The 16,429-nt window shown below is 62.8% G+C and carries 16 protein-coding genes, 1 tRNA gene and 1 riboswitch; of the genes, 10 read left to right on the top strand and 7 right to left on the bottom strand.

Annotation, left to right across the window (positions count from 1 at the left end; translation table 11 throughout):
- Window positions 1-96: 96 nt before the first annotated feature.
- Both NKJ77_RS07135 and NKJ77_RS07130 read right to left on the bottom strand, forming a co-directional pair.
- Entirely contained in the window at window positions 97-756 is a 660-nt protein-coding gene (locus NKJ77_RS07135) for a response regulator transcription factor (RefSeq protein WP_023831979.1), read from the bottom strand.
- A gap of 133 nt (window positions 757-889) precedes the next feature.
- Entirely contained in the window at window positions 890-1,324 is a 435-nt protein-coding gene (locus NKJ77_RS07130) for a hypothetical protein (protein ID WP_023831978.1), read from the bottom strand.
- A gap of 200 nt (window positions 1,325-1,524) precedes the next feature.
- On the opposite strand from NKJ77_RS07130, the gene NKJ77_RS07125 reads away from it, so the two are divergent.
- Window positions 1,525-1,875: a DUF952 domain-containing protein gene (locus NKJ77_RS07125; protein ID WP_023831977.1), complete on the top strand. Its 351-nt coding sequence runs from the start codon at window positions 1,525-1,527 to the stop codon at window positions 1,873-1,875.
- Window positions 1,872-2,948, top strand: coding sequence for a quinone-dependent dihydroorotate dehydrogenase (locus NKJ77_RS07120; RefSeq protein ID WP_352534663.1), 1,077 nt, complete (start codon window positions 1,872-1,874; stop codon window positions 2,946-2,948). The genes NKJ77_RS07125 and NKJ77_RS07120 overlap by 4 nt, the downstream gene beginning before the upstream one ends.
- On the opposite strand, the gene NKJ77_RS07115 is transcribed toward NKJ77_RS07120, so the two are convergent.
- A complete protein-coding gene (locus NKJ77_RS07115) occupies window positions 2,945-4,282 on the bottom strand; it encodes an MATE family efflux transporter (protein ID WP_023831975.1) in 1,338 nt (445 codons plus the stop codon). The two genes, NKJ77_RS07120 and NKJ77_RS07115, sit on opposite strands and share 4 nt — an antisense overlap.
- A gap of 217 nt (window positions 4,283-4,499) precedes the next feature.
- Here NKJ77_RS07115 and NKJ77_RS07110 point away from each other — a divergent pair, with 217 nt between their 5' ends.
- Window positions 4,500-5,402 carry a histone deacetylase family protein gene (locus NKJ77_RS07110; protein WP_023831974.1) on the top strand — a complete coding sequence of 301 codons (903 nt, stop codon included), beginning with the start codon at window positions 4,500-4,502 and terminating at the stop codon, window positions 5,400-5,402.
- 68 nt (window positions 5,403-5,470) lie between these two features.
- Here the strand turns inward: NKJ77_RS07110 and NKJ77_RS07105 are convergent, their stop codons facing one another.
- On the bottom strand, window positions 5,471-5,734 hold the full coding sequence (locus NKJ77_RS07105) for a DUF6460 domain-containing protein (RefSeq protein ID WP_023681941.1): 264 nt from the start codon (window positions 5,732-5,734) through the stop codon (window positions 5,471-5,473).
- 181 nt (window positions 5,735-5,915) lie between these two features.
- On the opposite strand from NKJ77_RS07105, the gene NKJ77_RS07100 reads away from it, so the two are divergent.
- Window positions 5,916-5,989 (top strand) — tRNA-Gly (locus NKJ77_RS07100).
- A 4-nt stretch (window positions 5,990-5,993) separates the two neighbouring features.
- Here NKJ77_RS07100 and NKJ77_RS07095 read toward each other — a convergent pair.
- Window positions 5,994-7,001: a LysR family transcriptional regulator gene (locus NKJ77_RS07095; RefSeq protein WP_023681942.1), complete on the bottom strand. Its 1,008-nt coding sequence runs from the start codon at window positions 6,999-7,001 to the stop codon at window positions 5,994-5,996.
- A 294-nt stretch (window positions 7,002-7,295) separates the two neighbouring features.
- Between NKJ77_RS07095 and chvE the strand changes: the two genes are divergently transcribed.
- The 5 genes from chvE to NKJ77_RS07070 all read left to right on the top strand — a co-directional run bounded on the left by chvE (window position 7,296) and on the right by NKJ77_RS07070 (window position 12,977).
- The gene (chvE, locus tag NKJ77_RS07090) at window positions 7,296-8,366 is read left to right on the top strand and encodes a multiple monosaccharide ABC transporter substrate-binding protein (protein WP_023681943.1); all 1,071 of its coding nucleotides are present in this window, start codon (window positions 7,296-7,298) and stop codon (window positions 8,364-8,366) included.
- A 122-nt stretch (window positions 8,367-8,488) separates the two neighbouring features.
- The gene (gene mmsA / locus NKJ77_RS07085; RefSeq protein ID WP_023696689.1) at window positions 8,489-10,021 is read left to right on the top strand and encodes a multiple monosaccharide ABC transporter ATP-binding protein; all 1,533 of its coding nucleotides are present in this window, start codon (window positions 8,489-8,491) and stop codon (window positions 10,019-10,021) included.
- Window positions 10,018-11,304 (top strand): multiple monosaccharide ABC transporter permease, encoded by a 1,287-nt coding sequence (gene mmsB / locus NKJ77_RS07080; protein ID WP_023669637.1) that lies wholly within the window; start codon window positions 10,018-10,020, stop codon window positions 11,302-11,304. Before mmsA ends, mmsB begins: the two co-directional genes overlap by 4 nt.
- 202 nt (window positions 11,305-11,506) lie before the next feature.
- Window positions 11,507-12,502 (top strand): AraD1 family protein, encoded by a 996-nt coding sequence (gene araD1, locus NKJ77_RS07075; protein WP_023669636.1) that lies wholly within the window; start codon window positions 11,507-11,509, stop codon window positions 12,500-12,502.
- Between the two features lie 34 nt (window positions 12,503-12,536).
- On the top strand, window positions 12,537-12,977 hold the full coding sequence (locus NKJ77_RS07070) for a hypothetical protein (protein WP_023696690.1): 441 nt from the start codon (window positions 12,537-12,539) through the stop codon (window positions 12,975-12,977).
- Between the two features lie 17 nt (window positions 12,978-12,994).
- On the opposite strand, the gene NKJ77_RS07065 is transcribed toward NKJ77_RS07070, so the two are convergent.
- Window positions 12,995-13,765 (bottom strand): ABC transporter substrate-binding protein, encoded by a 771-nt coding sequence (locus NKJ77_RS07065; protein WP_352534659.1) that lies wholly within the window; start codon window positions 13,763-13,765, stop codon window positions 12,995-12,997.
- A 101-nt stretch (window positions 13,766-13,866) separates the two neighbouring features.
- Window positions 13,867-14,961 carry a 2'-deoxycytidine 5'-triphosphate deaminase gene (locus NKJ77_RS07060; RefSeq protein ID WP_023738218.1) on the bottom strand — a complete coding sequence of 365 codons (1,095 nt, stop codon included), beginning with the start codon at window positions 14,959-14,961 and terminating at the stop codon, window positions 13,867-13,869.
- A 140-nt stretch (window positions 14,962-15,101) separates the two neighbouring features.
- A riboswitch (SAM riboswitch) is annotated at window positions 15,102-15,179 on the top strand.
- Between the two features lie 57 nt (window positions 15,180-15,236).
- On the opposite strand from NKJ77_RS07060, the gene NKJ77_RS07055 reads away from it, so the two are divergent.
- Window positions 15,237-16,427 carry an O-succinylhomoserine sulfhydrylase gene (locus NKJ77_RS07055; RefSeq protein WP_023669633.1) on the top strand — a complete coding sequence of 397 codons (1,191 nt, stop codon included), beginning with the start codon at window positions 15,237-15,239 and terminating at the stop codon, window positions 16,425-16,427.
- Window positions 16,428-16,429: the final 2 nt, after the last annotated feature.

The raw sequence follows: 16,429 nt of genomic DNA, 5'->3' as shown, positions 1-16,429 counted from the left end.
ATGTCGCCCAGAAGTGTGCCGCGGTTCTGGGACCACGACATGAATCAAACAAAGAGCTAAAGCGGGTCGCATGAATCCGTTTCAGCGCGACGCGCTTTAGCCTGCTGGCTGCAACGGATCGCTGCCGATCTTGGACAACTGGATCACCGCCTGGGTGCGGCTGTCGACGCCGAGCTTTTGCAGGATGGCCGAGACATGCGCCTTGACAGTCGCTTCGGAGACGCTGAGCTCGTAGGCGATCTGCTTGTTGAGCAGGCCTTCGGCCAGCATGCCGAGGACACGCGTCTGCTGCGGCGTCAGCGCCTGCAGCCGCTTGATCAGGTCGGATATTTCGGGGTCGCGCTCGATGCCGAGGTCGATGCCGACGGGCGCGGCGATGTCGCCGGCCAGCACCGTCTGCACGGCGCCGCGGATCTCTTCCATACTGGCCGATTTGGAGATGAAGCCGGACGCGCCAAGCTCGAGCGCGCGCCGGATGGTCACCGGGTCGTCGTGGGCCGACACCACCACCAGCGGCACCGCCGGGTGGATGCCGCGCAGCGCGATCAAGCCGGACAGGCCGCTGGCGCCCGGCATCGACAGATCGAGCAGCACGAGGTCGACATCCTCATGGGCCACGACCAGCGCCTTGGCGCTTTCGAAATCGCCGGCCTCGTGAATGGCGGCGACATCGCCGACGCCGGCAAGCGCCTCTTTCAAGGCGCCGCGGAACAGCGGATGGTCGTCGGCAATGACGAAGGTGTAGCCCGACGGCAAATGTTCCTCCCCAAATCCCGTTGTTGCCCAAACTTCGTTATCGATTGACGGCTTTTACGGGATCGGACGATTATGCGGCGAAGCGCTTTGTTTTCAAGCGGCAATGGCCGGACGGCACTTTGCGCCGGGCAGCTCAGGTCTTTTGCGAGTTGAGCTTGGCGCCGTCGCCATTGTCCTTGTCCATCTCCTTGACGATGCCCATGAAGCCGCGCAGCATGCGCTCCATATAGCTCATCGTCTTGTCGAAATCCTCTTCGCTCGGCAATTTCGACTCGAGACGGGCCGACAGCGAATTCTCCAACCTGGTGACGCGTTCGTTCATGGCCTTCATCGAGGCCTGCAAACGATCGATCTCATCCTGGAAGGCGGCGCGTTCGTCGGCCGCTATCTTGCAGACGAGCTGGCCGGAGCGCTCCTCGCAGATCGACATGGCGCCGGTCTGGGTGTCCATGCGGACATAGCCGTTGGCCGATTTTTCCAGCCGGTAGTGGTCGGTCTCCTCCGACCAGGCCGATGCCGCGACCAGCGAGACCAGTGCGGCGGGGATCAGTATGTGCTGCAGACGCATGTTCCATCCTCCACGAGCCAGTGTGCGCAACCTATCACAGCTTTGCGCCGTAAATGCGGACGAGTTGCCCTTCCGTGCATGAGCCATCTGGACCAGAGCGGGTCGCCGTTCCACGGCGCTCCGCTCTATCTCCTTGTTTTAACGCAATTCCGGCGGAAAACCGCTTCACACTTTTCCTGGAATTGCTTTATAGCGCAACAATGTCTCAGATCATCTACAAGATCGCGCCCGAAGCCCTTTGGCGCGAGGCCGAGAAAAACGGCCGCTTCACCGGCGCTCCGATCGACGTCGCCGACGGCTTCATCCATTTCTCCACTGCTGATCAGGCCAGGGAGACGGCGGCGAAGCATTTCGCCGGCCAGACGGATTTGCTGCTGATCGCCATCGACGGGGCGCTGCTCGGTGACGCGCTGAAATACGAGGTCTCGCGCGGCGGCGCGCTGTTTCCGCATCTCTATGGCGTGCTCGACATGAACGCCGTGCTGTGGGTGCGGCCACTGCCGCTCGGGGCCGACGGCGCCCATCAATTCCCGGCGCTGGAGGCCGAATGATCGTGTTCGATCGCATCGGCCAGAAACTGCTGTTCACCTTCGATCCGGAAACGGCGCATGGCATGTCGATCGCGGCGCTGCGATGCGGTCTGCCGGTCGGCGCGCGGACGGTGCGCGACGATAGGTTGAAGCTCAGCCTCTGTGGCATCGCCTTCCCCAATCCGCTCGGCATGGCCGCAGGCTACGACAAGAACGCCGAGGTGCCCGACGCGCTGCTTGGCCTCGGCTTCGGCTTTGCCGAAGTCGGCACCGTGACGCCGCTGCCGCAGGCCGGCAATCCGAAGCCGCGCATTTTCCGGCTGACTGAGGATGATGCGGTGATCAACCGCCTGGGCTTCAACAATGAGGGCCACGAGGCGGCGGAAAAACGCCTTGCCGCGCGCCAGGGACGCGGCGGCATTGTCGGCGTCAACATCGGCGCCAACAAGGACAGCGCCGATCGTGTCCGTGACTATGAGTTGGGCGTTTCCCGCTTTGCAAAATACGCCAGCTATCTCACCGTCAACATCTCGTCGCCCAACACGCCCGGCCTGCGCACCATGCAGGCGCGCGAACAGCTCGGCGAACTGTTGTCTCGGGTCATGTCGGTGCGTGCAGCAGCTTCGGCGCAGCCGCCCCTCTTCCTCAAGATCGCGCCCGATCTGGTCGAGGCCGAGCTTGAAGACATCGCCGCCGAAGTCAGCGAGAAGCAGATCGACGGCGTCATCGTCTCCAACACGACGCTCTCGCGATCCGGATTGCGTAGCCCAAGCGGCGCCGGCGAGACCGGCGGTCTCTCGGGAAAACCGCTGTTCGAGCGCTCGACCATCGTGCTCGCCAAGATGCGTCGGCTGCTCGGGCCGGATCGCGCCATCATCGGGGTCGGCGGCGTCGATTCCACTGATGCCGCGCTGGAAAAGATCCGCGCCGGCGCCGATCTGGTGCAGCTCTACACCGGTATGATCTATGCCGGGCCGGCGCTGCCGGGGCGCATCCTTGCCGGGATGGTGCGATTTGCCGACAAGGAGCGGCTGAAATCATTGCGCGAACTGCGCGACAGCCGGCTCGATCAGTGGGCTGCCAGGCCGCTCTAAAACGCCGTGCGCAACCGGAGCCGCAGGATGGCCAGCAGGCTGAAGCCGCGCACCAGCAGGAAAACGTGCAGCGCCGCCCACAGGCCGTGATTGCCGAGAGACGGCGCCAAGCTGAATAATGCGGCGCTGAAGGCCAGGAACGACACCAGCATCATGTTGCGCATATCGCGCGACCACGTGGCGCCGATGAAGACGCCGTCCATCTGGAAGGCCAGCACGCCGCTCAGCGGTGTCAGTGCCGCCCACGGCAGATAGATGTCGGCAACAGCACGAACGTCCTGCGACGTGGTGATCAAAGAAATCAGGCCGGCGCCGCCGAGCCAGAAGATCAGCGTCGCGGTTCCGGCGAGGCCGAACCCCCAGAACAAGGTCAGACGCACCGCCCGGCGGAACGCCGTCTCGGCGCGTGCGCCGATCGCGCGTCCCGCCAACTGCTCGGCGGCTGTGGCAAAACCGTCGAGGAAATAGCCGGCGACGAGAAAGAAGTTCATCAGCACGGCATTGGCGGCCAGCGTCAGCGTGCCGAACTGCGCGCCTTGGCGGGTGAACAGCGCGAAGGCGGCGAGCAGCGAGAACGAGCGGATCATGATATCGCGGTTGAGCGACAGCATGCGCAGGAAAGCGGGCATGTCGAGCAGGCGATGCCGCGGCAGGCGGGGTGCGGCCCGGAAGCGCCAGACAACGATGGCGAGACCCAGCAGCATGGCCAGACATTCGCCGGTGACGGTCGCCCAGGCCACGCCGGCGACGCCCCAGCCAAGCTTCAGGCCGAGCAGGATGCAAAGCACGATGTTGATGCCGTTGAGCACCGCCTGCAGCATCAGCCCAAGCCCGCCCTCGCCGCGTCCAAGGACATAGCCGAGGATGGCGTAGTTGATAAGCGTGAAGGGGGCGGCGAGCATTCTGATGTGGATATAGACGCCCATCGCCTCGCCGACGCGCGCTTCGCCGCCGATGAATTTCTGGCCGGCGATGGCAATCAGCGGCGCAAGGACGACAAGCACGATGCCGGCGGCGACCGCGATCAGCACGGCGCGCCAGAACACCGCCTGCTCCTCCAGTTCGTCGCCGCGCCCAAACGCCTGGGCGACGAGGCCGGTGGTGCCGGAGCGCAGGAAATTGAAGGTGCTGAAGACCACGTCGAAGACCAGCGCCCCGGCCGCCAGGCCGCCGAGCAGGGCGGCATCGCCGAACTGCCCGACCACCGCCGTGTCGACGATGCCGAGCAGCGGCGTCGTCAGATAGGCGAGCGTCATCGGCACGGCGATGGCGAGCACCGAACGGTTAGTGACGGCGAAGGGTCTCGCGTCGGCTGGGATTGCACCCGTGTCCAGGGGACTGCTGCCTTGCTGATTGCGGCTTGATCGAACAGCCGATGTGCCCCATTTTCCGGCCACCGCGCAATCACTCTTGCCGTGACGGCCAACCGAAATGTTCTTCTGGCGCGAGCCCGCCGGATCCGAGTACTGGTTTTAAGCAATTCCCAAGGGGAAGCGCTACGCGCTTCTCCCGGGAAAACCGCTGCCCACTTTTCCTGGAATTGCTTTAGCCATGCCTTTGCAGATCGTCCATCACCCCGACTACGATGCCGGCTTCGCGGTCAATCATCGCTTTCCGATGAGCAAATATCCGCTGCTGATGCAGGCCTTGCATATCAGGGGTCTGATCCACGCCGAGGCGCTTGCGATGCCCGAGCCGGCGCCGGCCTCCTGGCTGAAGCTTGCCCATGCGGCTGATTATGTCGACCAGGTCATCGCTTGTTCGGTGCCTGAGAAGATCGAGCGCGAGATCGGCTTTCCCGTGGGTCCGCGCGTTTCGCTCAGGGCGCAACTCGCCGCCGGTGGTACGGTGCTGGCCGCACGGCTGGCGCTTATCAACGGCATTGCCTGTAACACTGCCGGCGGCAGCCACCATGCGCGGCGTGCGCAAGGCGCGGGCTTCTGCACTTTCAACGATGTCGCCGTCGCTTCGCTGGTGCTGCTAGCCGAAGGTTCCGCCCAAAAAATCCTGATCGTCGATCTCGATGTGCATCAGGGCGACGGCACGGCGGATATACTGAGAGACGAACCACGCGCCTTCACCTTCTCCATGCATGGCGAGCGCAATTATCCGGTGCGCAAGATTGCCTCCGATCTCGACGTTGCGCTGCCGGACGGCACCGGCGATGGCGCCTATCTCGAGCGGCTGGGCGCCCTCCTGCCGGAGCTCTCGGCCAAGGCGCACTGGGACATCGTCTTCTACAATGCCGGCGTCGACGTGCATGCCGAGGACCGGCTCGGCCGGCTATCGCTCAGCGATGACGGCGTGCGTGCCCGCGACGCCATGGTGATCGGTCATTTCCGCGCGCTGGGCATCCCGGTCTGCGGTGTCATCGGCGGCGGCTATTCGACCGATGTCGCAGCGCTGGCCGCGCGCCACGCCATCCTGTTCGAGGTGGCGTCGGACTTTGCCTGAGTGGCCTTCGGTTTGAGCACAATCTTTTCCGAAAACCGGTTGCCACTTTTAGGGATCATGCCTCCGCTTCACTTCCGGTAGTTCGCGACCCTGAGCAGGATGAACACCGGCACGACGATCGCGGCGCCGAGCAGGATATAGCCCAAGAAGCGATAGACCGCGTTGAAGCCGAGGTTCCACAAATCGATGAAGAAACCCTGGATGCGGTAGAAGACGTCCATCGGCGTCCAGCCGAACGCATTCATGACCAGGCCGACGAGGAACGACACGACCAGCAGCTTGACGATCACCCTGACGGGCGAGTCACCGAGAAAGCGCGTCACTGTGGACAAGGGGCTGCCTCCAGATTGGTATGCCCGGATTCGGGGTACAAACCCACGAATACGCACTTGCTGCGCCCGCATCAAGGCAGGCGGACTGGTGCAATCGGTCGGGGTTTCCAACAGCCGTTTCCGAAGAGCTGTCCAAGGGCGATTGCCCGAAGCACGCCCCTCATGATATCGAGAGGCAAATGCGGGTATGATGTAATGGTAGCTTGTCAGCTTCCCAAGCTGAACGCGAGGGTTCGATTCCCTCTACCCGCTCCAGTTCCTATCCCACTTCCCGCAAGATAAAATCGTGCAGCATCTTGGCTGCCGGCGACAACACGCGGTTCTTCACCGTGATCAGGCTGTAGGGGCGGACCTCGATGTCGAACTCGGTCTGGACGACATCGATGGCGCCGGCGAGACCGTCGGGGTTCTGGATGAATTTTGCCACCTGAATCGACACCGGGGCGATGGCGTCGGACTGCGCCACCATGACCAAAGTCAGCAGCAGCGAAGAGGTGTTGAGGATGCGGTCAGGCAGGGCGATGTTGCGGTTCAGGAAATTGCTCTCCATCGCTTGGCGCAGCGGCGACCCGCCCGACTGGAACACCCAGTCAAAGGCGGCGGTGTCCTCCAGCCGCACCGCCTTCCCATTGTTGAGAGGATGGCCGTTGCTCAGCGGGTGGCCTCGGCGCACGATCAGGCAGGCCTTCTCGACGCCGATGACACGCGATTCGAACAGCCGCGGATTGAGGTCTTCGGGAACACGGGCGATGATGAAATCATGGCGCGTGGCGATCAGTTCGCGCGCCAGCACATTCGACGTCTCGACCTGCATGGTAATCTCGATGCGCGGATAGAGGCGGCGTATCTCGCGGATCGCCGGGACCGCCAGTTCGATCGCCGGCGCCGTCACCGCGCCAAGGAACACCGAGCCGCCCTTGCCGGCCTTGAGCTCCGATATTTCGCGGTCGGCCTCGCGCATTTCGAGCAGGATCGAGCGCGCGCGCCGGGCCAGCGCCTTGCCGTAAGGGGTGAGCGTGATGCCGCGCGGCAGCCTTTCGCACAGCTTGACCTCAAGCACCGCTTCCATCTCGGAAATCATGCGCGAGGCCGCCGGCTGCGAGATGTTCATCACCTGGGCCGCCGCGCTCACCCGACCGTGATCGTCGAGTGCTGCGATCATGCGCATGTGACGCAGGCTCAAGCCACTGCGCAGAAGTGTCTCGCCATCGCCCGGCAATTCATCGTAACCGCTTGAAATTCCCTGAGGACCTCGTAAAGCCGCCATGCCTTTTCCCGCTTCCGCCACTGTTCCAGCCCGGTCTAGTCATATACCGGTTTTGGTATAGCAACCACCGAAGATCGCATTTGACAGTTATGGCAAAGGGTCACACTTTCGCGCGTCCTCAAGACTTGACGGTCGATGACGAGCAAAATCATATCGATTTAAATCAAGACTGAGGGCCGATTGGGAGGATACCGGAGATCGATTATGACGGCGGCGGCGCTTTGGCGCATCCGCCCGACTGCGCGGCCCGCGAAGCCCCGAGGTGTCGCGTCCATCAACCAGGGAGAGTTTTACGTGAAAATCATCAAGACACTGGCCGCCGTCGCGGCCCTTGGCATCGCTGCCATGACCTACTCGGCGCACGCAGCCGACAAGGGTCTTGTCGGCGTGCTGATGCCGACCAAGACCTCGCAGCGCTGGATCAATGACGGCGATGCCGTCAAGTCCCAGCTCGAAGCTCTCGGCTACACGGTCGACCTGCAGTACGCGCAGGACGACATCCCCAACCAGCTCAGCCAGCTGGAAAACGAAATCACCAAGGGCCCGAAGGCGCTGATCATCGCTTCGATCGACGGCACGACCCTGTCGGACGCGCTGCAGAAGGCCGCTGACGCCGGCGTCGTCGTCGTCGCCTATGACCGCCTGATCAAGAAGACCGCCAATGTCGATTACTACACCACCTTCGACAATTTCGGCGTCGGCGTGATCCAGGCGAACTCGCTGGTCAAGGGCCTCAAGGAGCGCTTCCCGAACACCAAGCCGTGGAACGTCGAACTGTTCGGCGGCTCGCCGGACGACAACAACGCCTTCTTCTTCTACAACGGCGCAATCTCGGTGCTGCAGCCGCTGATCGATGACGGCTCGATCAAGATCAAGTCCGGCCAGACCGGCATGGACAAGGTCGGCACGCTGCGCTGGCTCGCCGCCACCGCCCAGGCGCGCATGGACAACCTGCTGTCGGCCAACTACTCGGACGGCAGCCGCGTCGATGGCGTTCTTTCGCCCTATGACGGCCTGTCGCGCGGCATCACCGCTTCGCTGCGCGCCGTGGGTTACGGCACCGACGCCCAGCCGTGGCCGATCGTGACCGGCCAGGACGCCGAGACTGCTTCGGTCAAGCTGATCATCACGGGCGAGCAATACTCGACCGTGTTCAAGGACACCCGCGAACTGGCCAAGGCCACCGTCGAGCTCGTCGACAAGGTGCTCTCGGGCGGCAAGCCGGACGGCCTCGACGAAAAGACCTACAATAACGACGTCAAGGTCGTTCCCTCGATCCTTTTGACGCCGCATGAGGTCGACAAGTCGAACTACCAGGCACTGGTCGTCGACTCCGGCTACATCAAGGCCGACGAACTGAAGTAATCCCGGTTACAAAATCAGGGGTCCTGCGCAACGCAGGGCCCCTTTTCGTTCACCAGCGAGCCCGGTATTGTTACCGACCTCGCCGGCAGTGTTTGCCAACCTCTCAAGGAGCGGTAGTTCCCATGGCCTCGACGATTTTGGAGATGCGCGACATCACCAAGACCTTCCCCGGCGTGAAGGCGCTGTCGAACGTCAACCTCAGCGTCGAGGAAGGCGAGATCCACGCCGTGGTTGGCGAGAACGGCGCCGGCAAGTCGACGCTGATGAAGGTCCTGTCGGGCGTCTATCCCGCCGGCACCTATGACGGCCAGATCATTTTTCAGGGTCAGGAATGCCAGTTCAAAGGCATTCATGACAGCGAACACAAGGGCATCGTCATCATCCACCAGGAACTTGCTCTGGTGCCGATGCTGTCGATCACCGAAAATATCTTCCTCGGCAACGAAAACGCCCGATACGGCGTCATCGACTGGGATGCCAACGAGGCGCGCACCGCTGCCCTGTTGAAGAAGGTGGGCCTCAAGGAGGACCCCAAGACACTGATCACCAATATCGGCGTCGGCAAGCAGCAGCTGGTCGAGATCGCCAAGGCGCTGAGCAAGGACGTCAAGCTTTTGATCCTCGATGAGCCGACCGCGTCGCTCAGCGAGAAAGACAGCCAGGCGCTGCTCGATCTTCTGCTCGAATTCAAGCGGCAAGGCATGACCTCGATCCTGATCTCGCACAAGCTCAACGAGATCAACCGGGTCGCCGACAAGGTAACCGTCATCCGTGACGGGCGCACCATCGAGACGCTGGCCAAGAAGGATATCTCCGAAGACCGCATCATCACCTCGATGGTCGGCCGTTCGCTAGACGACCGCTATCCGCCGCGCGAGCCCAAGATCGGCGAAGTCGTGTTCGAGGTGAAGAACTGGTCGGTCTATCACCCGCTCCATGCCGAGCGGCAGGTGATCAAGGGCATCGACATCAATGTGCGCAAGGGCGAGGTGGTCGGCATCGCCGGGCTGATGGGCGCCGGCCGCACCGAATTCGCCATGAGCCTGTTCGGCCGCTCCTATGGCCGCCGCATCACCGGCGAAGTGCTGCTCAAGGGCAAGCCGGTCGATGTCTCCTCGGTAAGCAAGGCGGTCCAACACGGCATCGCCTATGTCACCGAGGACCGCAAGACCTACGGCCTCAACCTCATCGACCATATCAAGCATAACATTACGCTGGCCAATCTCGACGGCGTGTCGCGCCACAGCGTGATCGACGACATGCGCGAACTTGCGGTCGCCAACGACTATCGCAAGAAGACCAATATCCGTGCGTCAAGCGTCTATCAGATGACCGGCAATCTTTCCGGCGGCAACCAGCAGAAGGTGGTGCTGTCGAAATGGTTGTTTGCCGACCCTGACGTGCTGATCCTCGACGAGCCGACACGCGGCATCGATGTCGGCGCCAAGTATGAAATCTACACGATCATCGCGCGCCTTGCCTCGGAGGGTAAGGCGATCGTGGTCATCTCGTCGGAAATGCCGGAATTGCTGGGGATTACCGACCGCATCTACGTCATGAACGAAGGGCGCATGGTGGGCGAAATGCCGGCGGCGGAAGCAAGCCAGGAAAAGATAATGCGCGCCATCGTCCGGGGAGAAGGAAAAGCAGCATGAGCACCGAAAGCGCCCCCGCCCCGCAGGGCAACGTCGCCGACGAACAGCGCCCGCGCATCGCCGTCTCGGCGCTGGCGACGAATTTACGCGAATACGGACTGATCATAGCCCTGATCGTCATCATGCTGTTCTTCCAGTTCACCACGTCGGGGACGTTGTTCAAGCCGGTCAACCTCAGCAATCTGGTGCAGCAGAACTCCTTCATCATCGTGATGGCGCTGGGCATGCTGCTGGTGATCGTATCGGGCTATATCGACCTCAGCGTCGGATCGGTCGCCGGTTTCATTGGCGCGCTGGCGGCAAACATGATGGTCATCTGGCAACTCGGACCGCTGAGCAATCCCCTGGTGGTTTCGATCGTCTGCCTGGTCGCGGGTGGCCTGATCGGCGCCGCGCAAGGGTATTGGATCGCCTATCACCGGATACCGAGCTTCATTGTCACGCTGGCCGGCATGCTGATCTTCCGCGGCATTTGCCAGGCGTTGCTTGGCGGCGGCTCGTCGGTGGGTCCGCTTCCCGACGACTTCAAGATGCTCAGCTCCGGCTTCATCCCGGATGTGATCGGCCCACTGACGCTCGTCCCGCCGGTCGTGAACGCAGCCGGCAAGACCATCATGGGCAGCGGCGTGACCCTGCACATGACGACGGTCGTGCTGGGGCTGATCGCCGTGCTCGCCTATGCCTATTTCGGGGTCCGCACCCGGCGCAAACGAGAACGCCATGGTTATGAGGCCGAGCCCTTCACCCTGTTCGTGGTCAAGACGCTGGTCGCCAGCGCGCTGGCGCTGTTCCTGGTCTATGAGTTTGCCAGCTACCGCGGCCTGCCGGTGGTGCTGCTGGTCATGGGCGTGCTGATCACGCTGTTCGTCTTCGTCACCAAGCGCATGACCATCGGGAGGCGCATCTACGCCATGGGCGGCAATCCCAAGGCGGCGCAGCTGTCGGGCATCAACACCGAGCGGCTGACGCTGATGGTGTTCATCAATATGGGCGTGCTGTCGGCGCTTGGCGGCCTGATCATCGCGGCTCGTCTCGGCCAGGCGGTGCCGGCGGCGGGTCTCGGCTCGGAGCTCGATGTCATCGCCGCAGTGTTCATCGGCGGCGCCTCGGCGATGGGCGGCGTCGGCCAGGTCATCGGGGCGGTCGTCGGCGGCTTCATCATGGGCGTGATGAACAACGGCATGTCGATCATGGGCGTCAATGTCGACTGGCAGCAGGTGGTCAAAGGCCTGGTGCTGCTCGGCGCCGTGATCTTCGACGTCTACAACAAGAACAAGGCCTGACAAGCTTCAGGCGAGGCAAGCAGGAGGCATACGGTCGCGGCGCAGCCGGCAAGTTGTCGGCATAAGAAGTCCCCCGAGGGATGGAGCTCGCGAGCGCAATCCGGACGAAGAGTTCAACCCGTGGCGCGGCGAGGTCCGAGCCGCGCAGGTCAAGGTTTGCCAAGGGGCAACCCGGCCAAGGCACATGAGAGAGGATTTCATCATGCTAATCTCCCAGATCCTCGACGACGCCGAGACCATCCGCGTCGTCGCCCGCAATGGCGGCGGCAAGACCAGGATCATCAACGGCGCCCGCAGCGTCTATTCGCTGGCCATGGAAGCCGCGCGCACCGGAACGGGCCTCGCCGCGCTGATCGAGCGCAAGGGGTTCGGTGAAGCGATAGACCTCGACGCCGTCTACAAGAAGGGCCGGCTGGTGTCGCCGATCAACCATCCCGATCCTGCGCATCTGCATCTGACCGGCACCGGCCTGACCCATCTCGGCTCGGCGGCGACGCGCGATTCCATGCACAAGAAGCTCAGCGATGGCGGCGAGGAGCAGCTTACCGATTCCATGAAGATGTTCCGCATGGGGCTCGAAGGCGGCAAGCCGGCCAAGGGCCAGACCGGCGTGCAGCCGGAATGGTTCTACAAGGGCAACGGCACCATGGCGGTGGCGCCGGGCGCCGCACTGATGTCGCCGGCCTTTGCGCAGGACGCCGGCGAGGAGCCGGAAATCGCCGGCATCTATGTCATCGGCGACGACGGCGCGCCGTTCCGCGTCGGCTTCACGCTGTCGAACGAGTTTTCCGATCATGTTACCGAGCGGGTGAACTATCTGTTCCTGGCACATTCCAAACTGCGCAACGCCTCGTTCGGGCCGGAAATCCTGATCGGCGACCTGCCGGCCGACGTCAGGGGCTCATCGCGAATCTATCGCGACAGCAATTTGCTGTGGGAAAAGCCGTTCTTGTCGGGCGAAGCGAACATGTCGCACACAATCGCCAATCTCGAACATCATCACTTCAAATATTCGGCCTTCCGCCAGCCGGGCGACGTGCATGTGCACATGTTCGGCACGGCGACGCTGTCCTTTGCCGACGGCATCAAGACTCAGGCCGGCGACGTGTTCGAGATCGAGGCCGGGGATTTCGGCCTGCCGCTGCGCAACCCGCTGGAGATCGAGCAGCCGGTGAAGGTGGCGGTGAAGGCGCTTTGAGGCAGCATCACATTTGGGAGCCGGAATGAACGGAATGCGGCTTGTCATTGTGTTCACGGGCGTGGCCCTGTTCCTGACCCAACCGTCGGTGGCCTTTAGCGCCGGCCAGTGCAGCCCGAAGTCCTATCGTGAAGCCCGTTTGGCGATGACGAGCCGTCTTCTGGCAACCGGCTATTCGAAAGCCCAGGTGAGCTTTCTGATGCGCAACACGGATCACATGACATCAGCGCTTCGCACCGACAGGCTGAACAACAATGGCAAGGTCTGCGGCATCGACTCCGCCAAGGCCCATGTCCTCGGTTGCCTCGACAAGCAGTTGTTCCCGTTGAAGCGCGGCTCAAACGCTTCGCTCGACGAGGTCAAACTGACCGAAGGCTTTTGGGGCAGGAAACGTTTGGCCGCACGCGAACTGCTGTTTATCGGCCATTTTCATGCCTGCCTTGGCGCCGCGAAAGAGTATCTCTTTCGCGGCTGACTCCGGCGGGCCGGAAGTCAATAAATATCGAAATCGAAATACTTGGCCTGGATCTTCTTGTAAGTGCCGTCGGCGACGATGGCGTCTATCGCCGCATTCAGCTTGTCGCGCAGCGCCGTGTCTTCCAGGCGGACAGCGATGCCGGCTTGGGTCTGGGTGCCCTTGACGTCGCCGACAAGCTTGCAGCAGCCTTCGCTCGCCTTCTTCAGCCAGTCCATCAGCACGAACTTGTCGGAGATGACGGCATCGAGACGGCCGTTCTGCAGGTCGGTGATCGCCTCTTCCTGGGTGGGGTAGAGTTTCGCCTCGGCGCCGGCCTTGCCATAGGCGTCCTGCGCATAGTCGGCCTGGGTGGTCGAGGCCTGCGCGCCCACCGTCTTGCCGGCAAGGGCTGCCGGTTCGGTGGAAGTGAGGTCGCTGTCCTTCGGCGCCACCAGTGCCAGCGGCGTCGTGTAGTATTTGTTGGTGAAGGCGACCTGTTTCTTGCGCTCCTCGGTGATGCTCATCGAGGCGATGATGGCGTCGAACTTTTTCGCCTGCAGCGCCGGGATGATGCCGTCCCAGTCCTGGGTGACGATCTCGCACTCGACCTTCATCTGCGCACACAGCGCATTGGCAATGTCGATGTCGAAGCCCTCGATCTTGCCGTCCGCGGTGATGGTGTTGAAGGGCGGATAGGCGCCCTCGGTGCCGATCTTCAATTTCTCCTGCGCCTCAGCCAGCGAGCCGGCCGATATCACCAGCATGGCAGCGCTCGCTGCCGATATGATCCATCTTGAAATCTGCATTTTGGTTCCCCTTGCGCGCCGTTCTCTTGCCGGCCACCGAAAGGCAGCCAAGCATGGTGAGGCAGCGCAGGCAAGTATTTTGCCTGACGGTGATCGAAGGTTCAGCCGGCGGGGCGGAAATGCTTGGAGAGCTTGAGGCCTTGCGCCTGGTAATTCGAGCCGAGATCGGTGCCGTAAAGCGCCTGCGGCCGCTTCAGCATGTGTTCGTAGACCAGCCGGCCGACGATCTGGCCGTGGTCGAGGATGAACGGCACTTCGTGGCTGCGCACTTCGAGCACCGCCCGGCTGCCGGTGCCGCCTGAGGCCGAATGGCCGAAGCCCGGATCGAAGAAGCCGGCATAGTGAACACGGAATTCGCCAACCAGCGGATCGAAGGGCGTCATCTCGGCGGCGTAGAGCGGCGGCACGTGCACGGCTTCGCGGCTGACCAGGATGTAGAACTCGTCCGGGTCGAGCACCAGTTCGCCGGCGCCGCTCTTGTAGAGCGGCTCCCAGAAATCGACGGCATCCTGGGCGGCGCGCTTGTCGACATCGACCAAGCCGGTGTGATGCTTGCCGCGATAGCCGACCAGGCCGTTCTGGTCGCCGTCGAGATCGATCGACAGCGCAATGCCGCCGCCGGAAATGTTGGGCGGCTCGGTCGCCACCAGCATCTCGGCGCGGTGCAATTCGTTCAGCTCTGCCTCCGACAACAGCGCGTTTCCGGTGCGAAAGCGGATCTGCGACAGTCGCGATCCGGCGCGCACGACGATCGGGAAGGTGCGCGGACTGACTTCAAGATAAAGCGGCCCGTGATAGCCGGCGGCGATCTTGTCGAACTCATGGCCGCGATCGGTCATCACCCGGGTGAAGATGTCGAGCCGGCCTGTCGAGCTCTTCGGGTTGGCCGAGGCGGACACGTTTGCGGGCAGCGCCAGGCTTTCGAGCAGCGGCACGATGTAGACGCAGCCGGTTTCCAGCACCGCGCCCTCGGCGAGACTGAACTCATGCAATTTCAGCCGGTGAAGCTTGTCGGCCACCAGATGATCGGGACCCGGCAGGAAGGAGGCGCGCACGCGAAAAGCCTTGTCGCCGAGCCTCAGATCGAGGCTCGCCGGCTGCACCTGGTCGACATCGAGCGCGCGCGGCGACTCCAGCGCGCCGGACTGAAACAGCGCGGAAATGTCCTGATCGGGAAGAATGCCTGTCTGCCGCAAAAGGCTGGCTCCGCTCCAAGGTCGGTCTCTTTGTGGCAGGTTCTTGCCGCAAAACCGCTGGATATTATTGCGGAACCTGCCTGGTACAAACCTCTTAATGAAGCCGGCAATTGACGCAAGCGCAGGTGAGGTCTAAAGGGTCGTTATCCCGTGGTGATTTGGCCGGTCGGCTTGCAGCCACGTTAAACAAGTCGCTAAAGGACCGTCGGGCCGCAAGGCCATATGGACCGGTTGCGACTTTCGCGGCCGGTTTTTTTGTGTCTGGAACAAAAGCGATGAGCACCAAGAAGCGTAACTGGAAGCCTCAGACCGCACTCGTGCACGGGGGAACACTGCGTTCACAGTTCGGCGAGACGTCGGAAGCGATGTATCTCACCCAGGGCTATGTCTATGAAACGGCGCAGGCCGCGGAAGCCCGTTTCAAGGGCGAGGAGCCGGGCTTCATCTATTCGCGCTACGCCAACCCTACCGTCGACATGTTCGAAAAGCGCATGTGCGCGCTGGAGGGTGCCGAAGATGCGCGCGCCACGGCGTCCGGCATGGCGGCGGTGACGGCAGCGCTCCTGTGCAGCGCCAAGGCCGGCGACCATATCGTTGCGGCGCGCGCGCTGTTCGGCTCCTGCCGCTGGGTGGTGGAGACGCTGGCGCCGAAATACGGCATCGAGGCAACGCTGGTCGACGGCACCGACATCGCCAACTGGGAAAAGGCGGTGCGGCCGAACACGAAACTGTTCTTCCTGGAAAGCCCGACCAATCCGACGCTGGAAGTGGTCGACATCGCAGCGGTGGCGGCGCTCGCCACCTCGATCGGCGCCAGGCTGATCGTCGACAATGTCTTTGCCACGCCCTTGCAGCAGAAGCCCTTGCAGCTCGGCGCCCATATCGTCGTCTACTCCGCGACCAAGCACATTGACGGCCAGGGACGCTGTCTCGGCGGCATCATCCTGTCGGACAAGAAATGGATCGACGAGAATTTGCACGACTATTTCCGCCACACCGGCCCGAGCCTGTCGCCGTTCAATGCCTGGACGCTGCTCAAGGGCCTGGAGACGCTGCCGGTTCGGGTGCGCCAGCAGACGGAAAGCGCGGCCAAGATCGCGGATTTCCTGGCAGGACGGCCGGAAATCGCCCGCGTCATCTATCCCGGCCGCGCCGACCACCCGCAGGCCGACATCGTCAAGAAGCAGATGACGGGCGGATCGACGCTGATCTGCCTCGACGTCAAGGGCGGCAAGCAGGCGGCCTTCGCCTTGCAGAACGCGCTCGACATCGTGCTGATCTCCAACAATCTCGGCGACGCCAAGAGCCTGATCACCCATCCGGCGACCACCACGCACAAGAACCTCAGCGACGAAGCTCGCGCCGAGCTTGGCATCGGGCCGGGAACGCTCAGGCTGTCGGTCGGTCTTGAGGATACGGACGATCTGCTGGAGGACGTTGCGCAGGCGCTGAAGGCAGCCGGATAGGC

It is taken from the genome of Mesorhizobium sp. M0052, from assembly GCF_040323255.1.
Lineage (GTDB): Bacteria > Pseudomonadota > Alphaproteobacteria > Rhizobiales > Rhizobiaceae > Mesorhizobium.
Note: the sequence above shows the minus strand (reverse complement) of the source record. Positions and strands in the feature narration are given on the sequence as shown.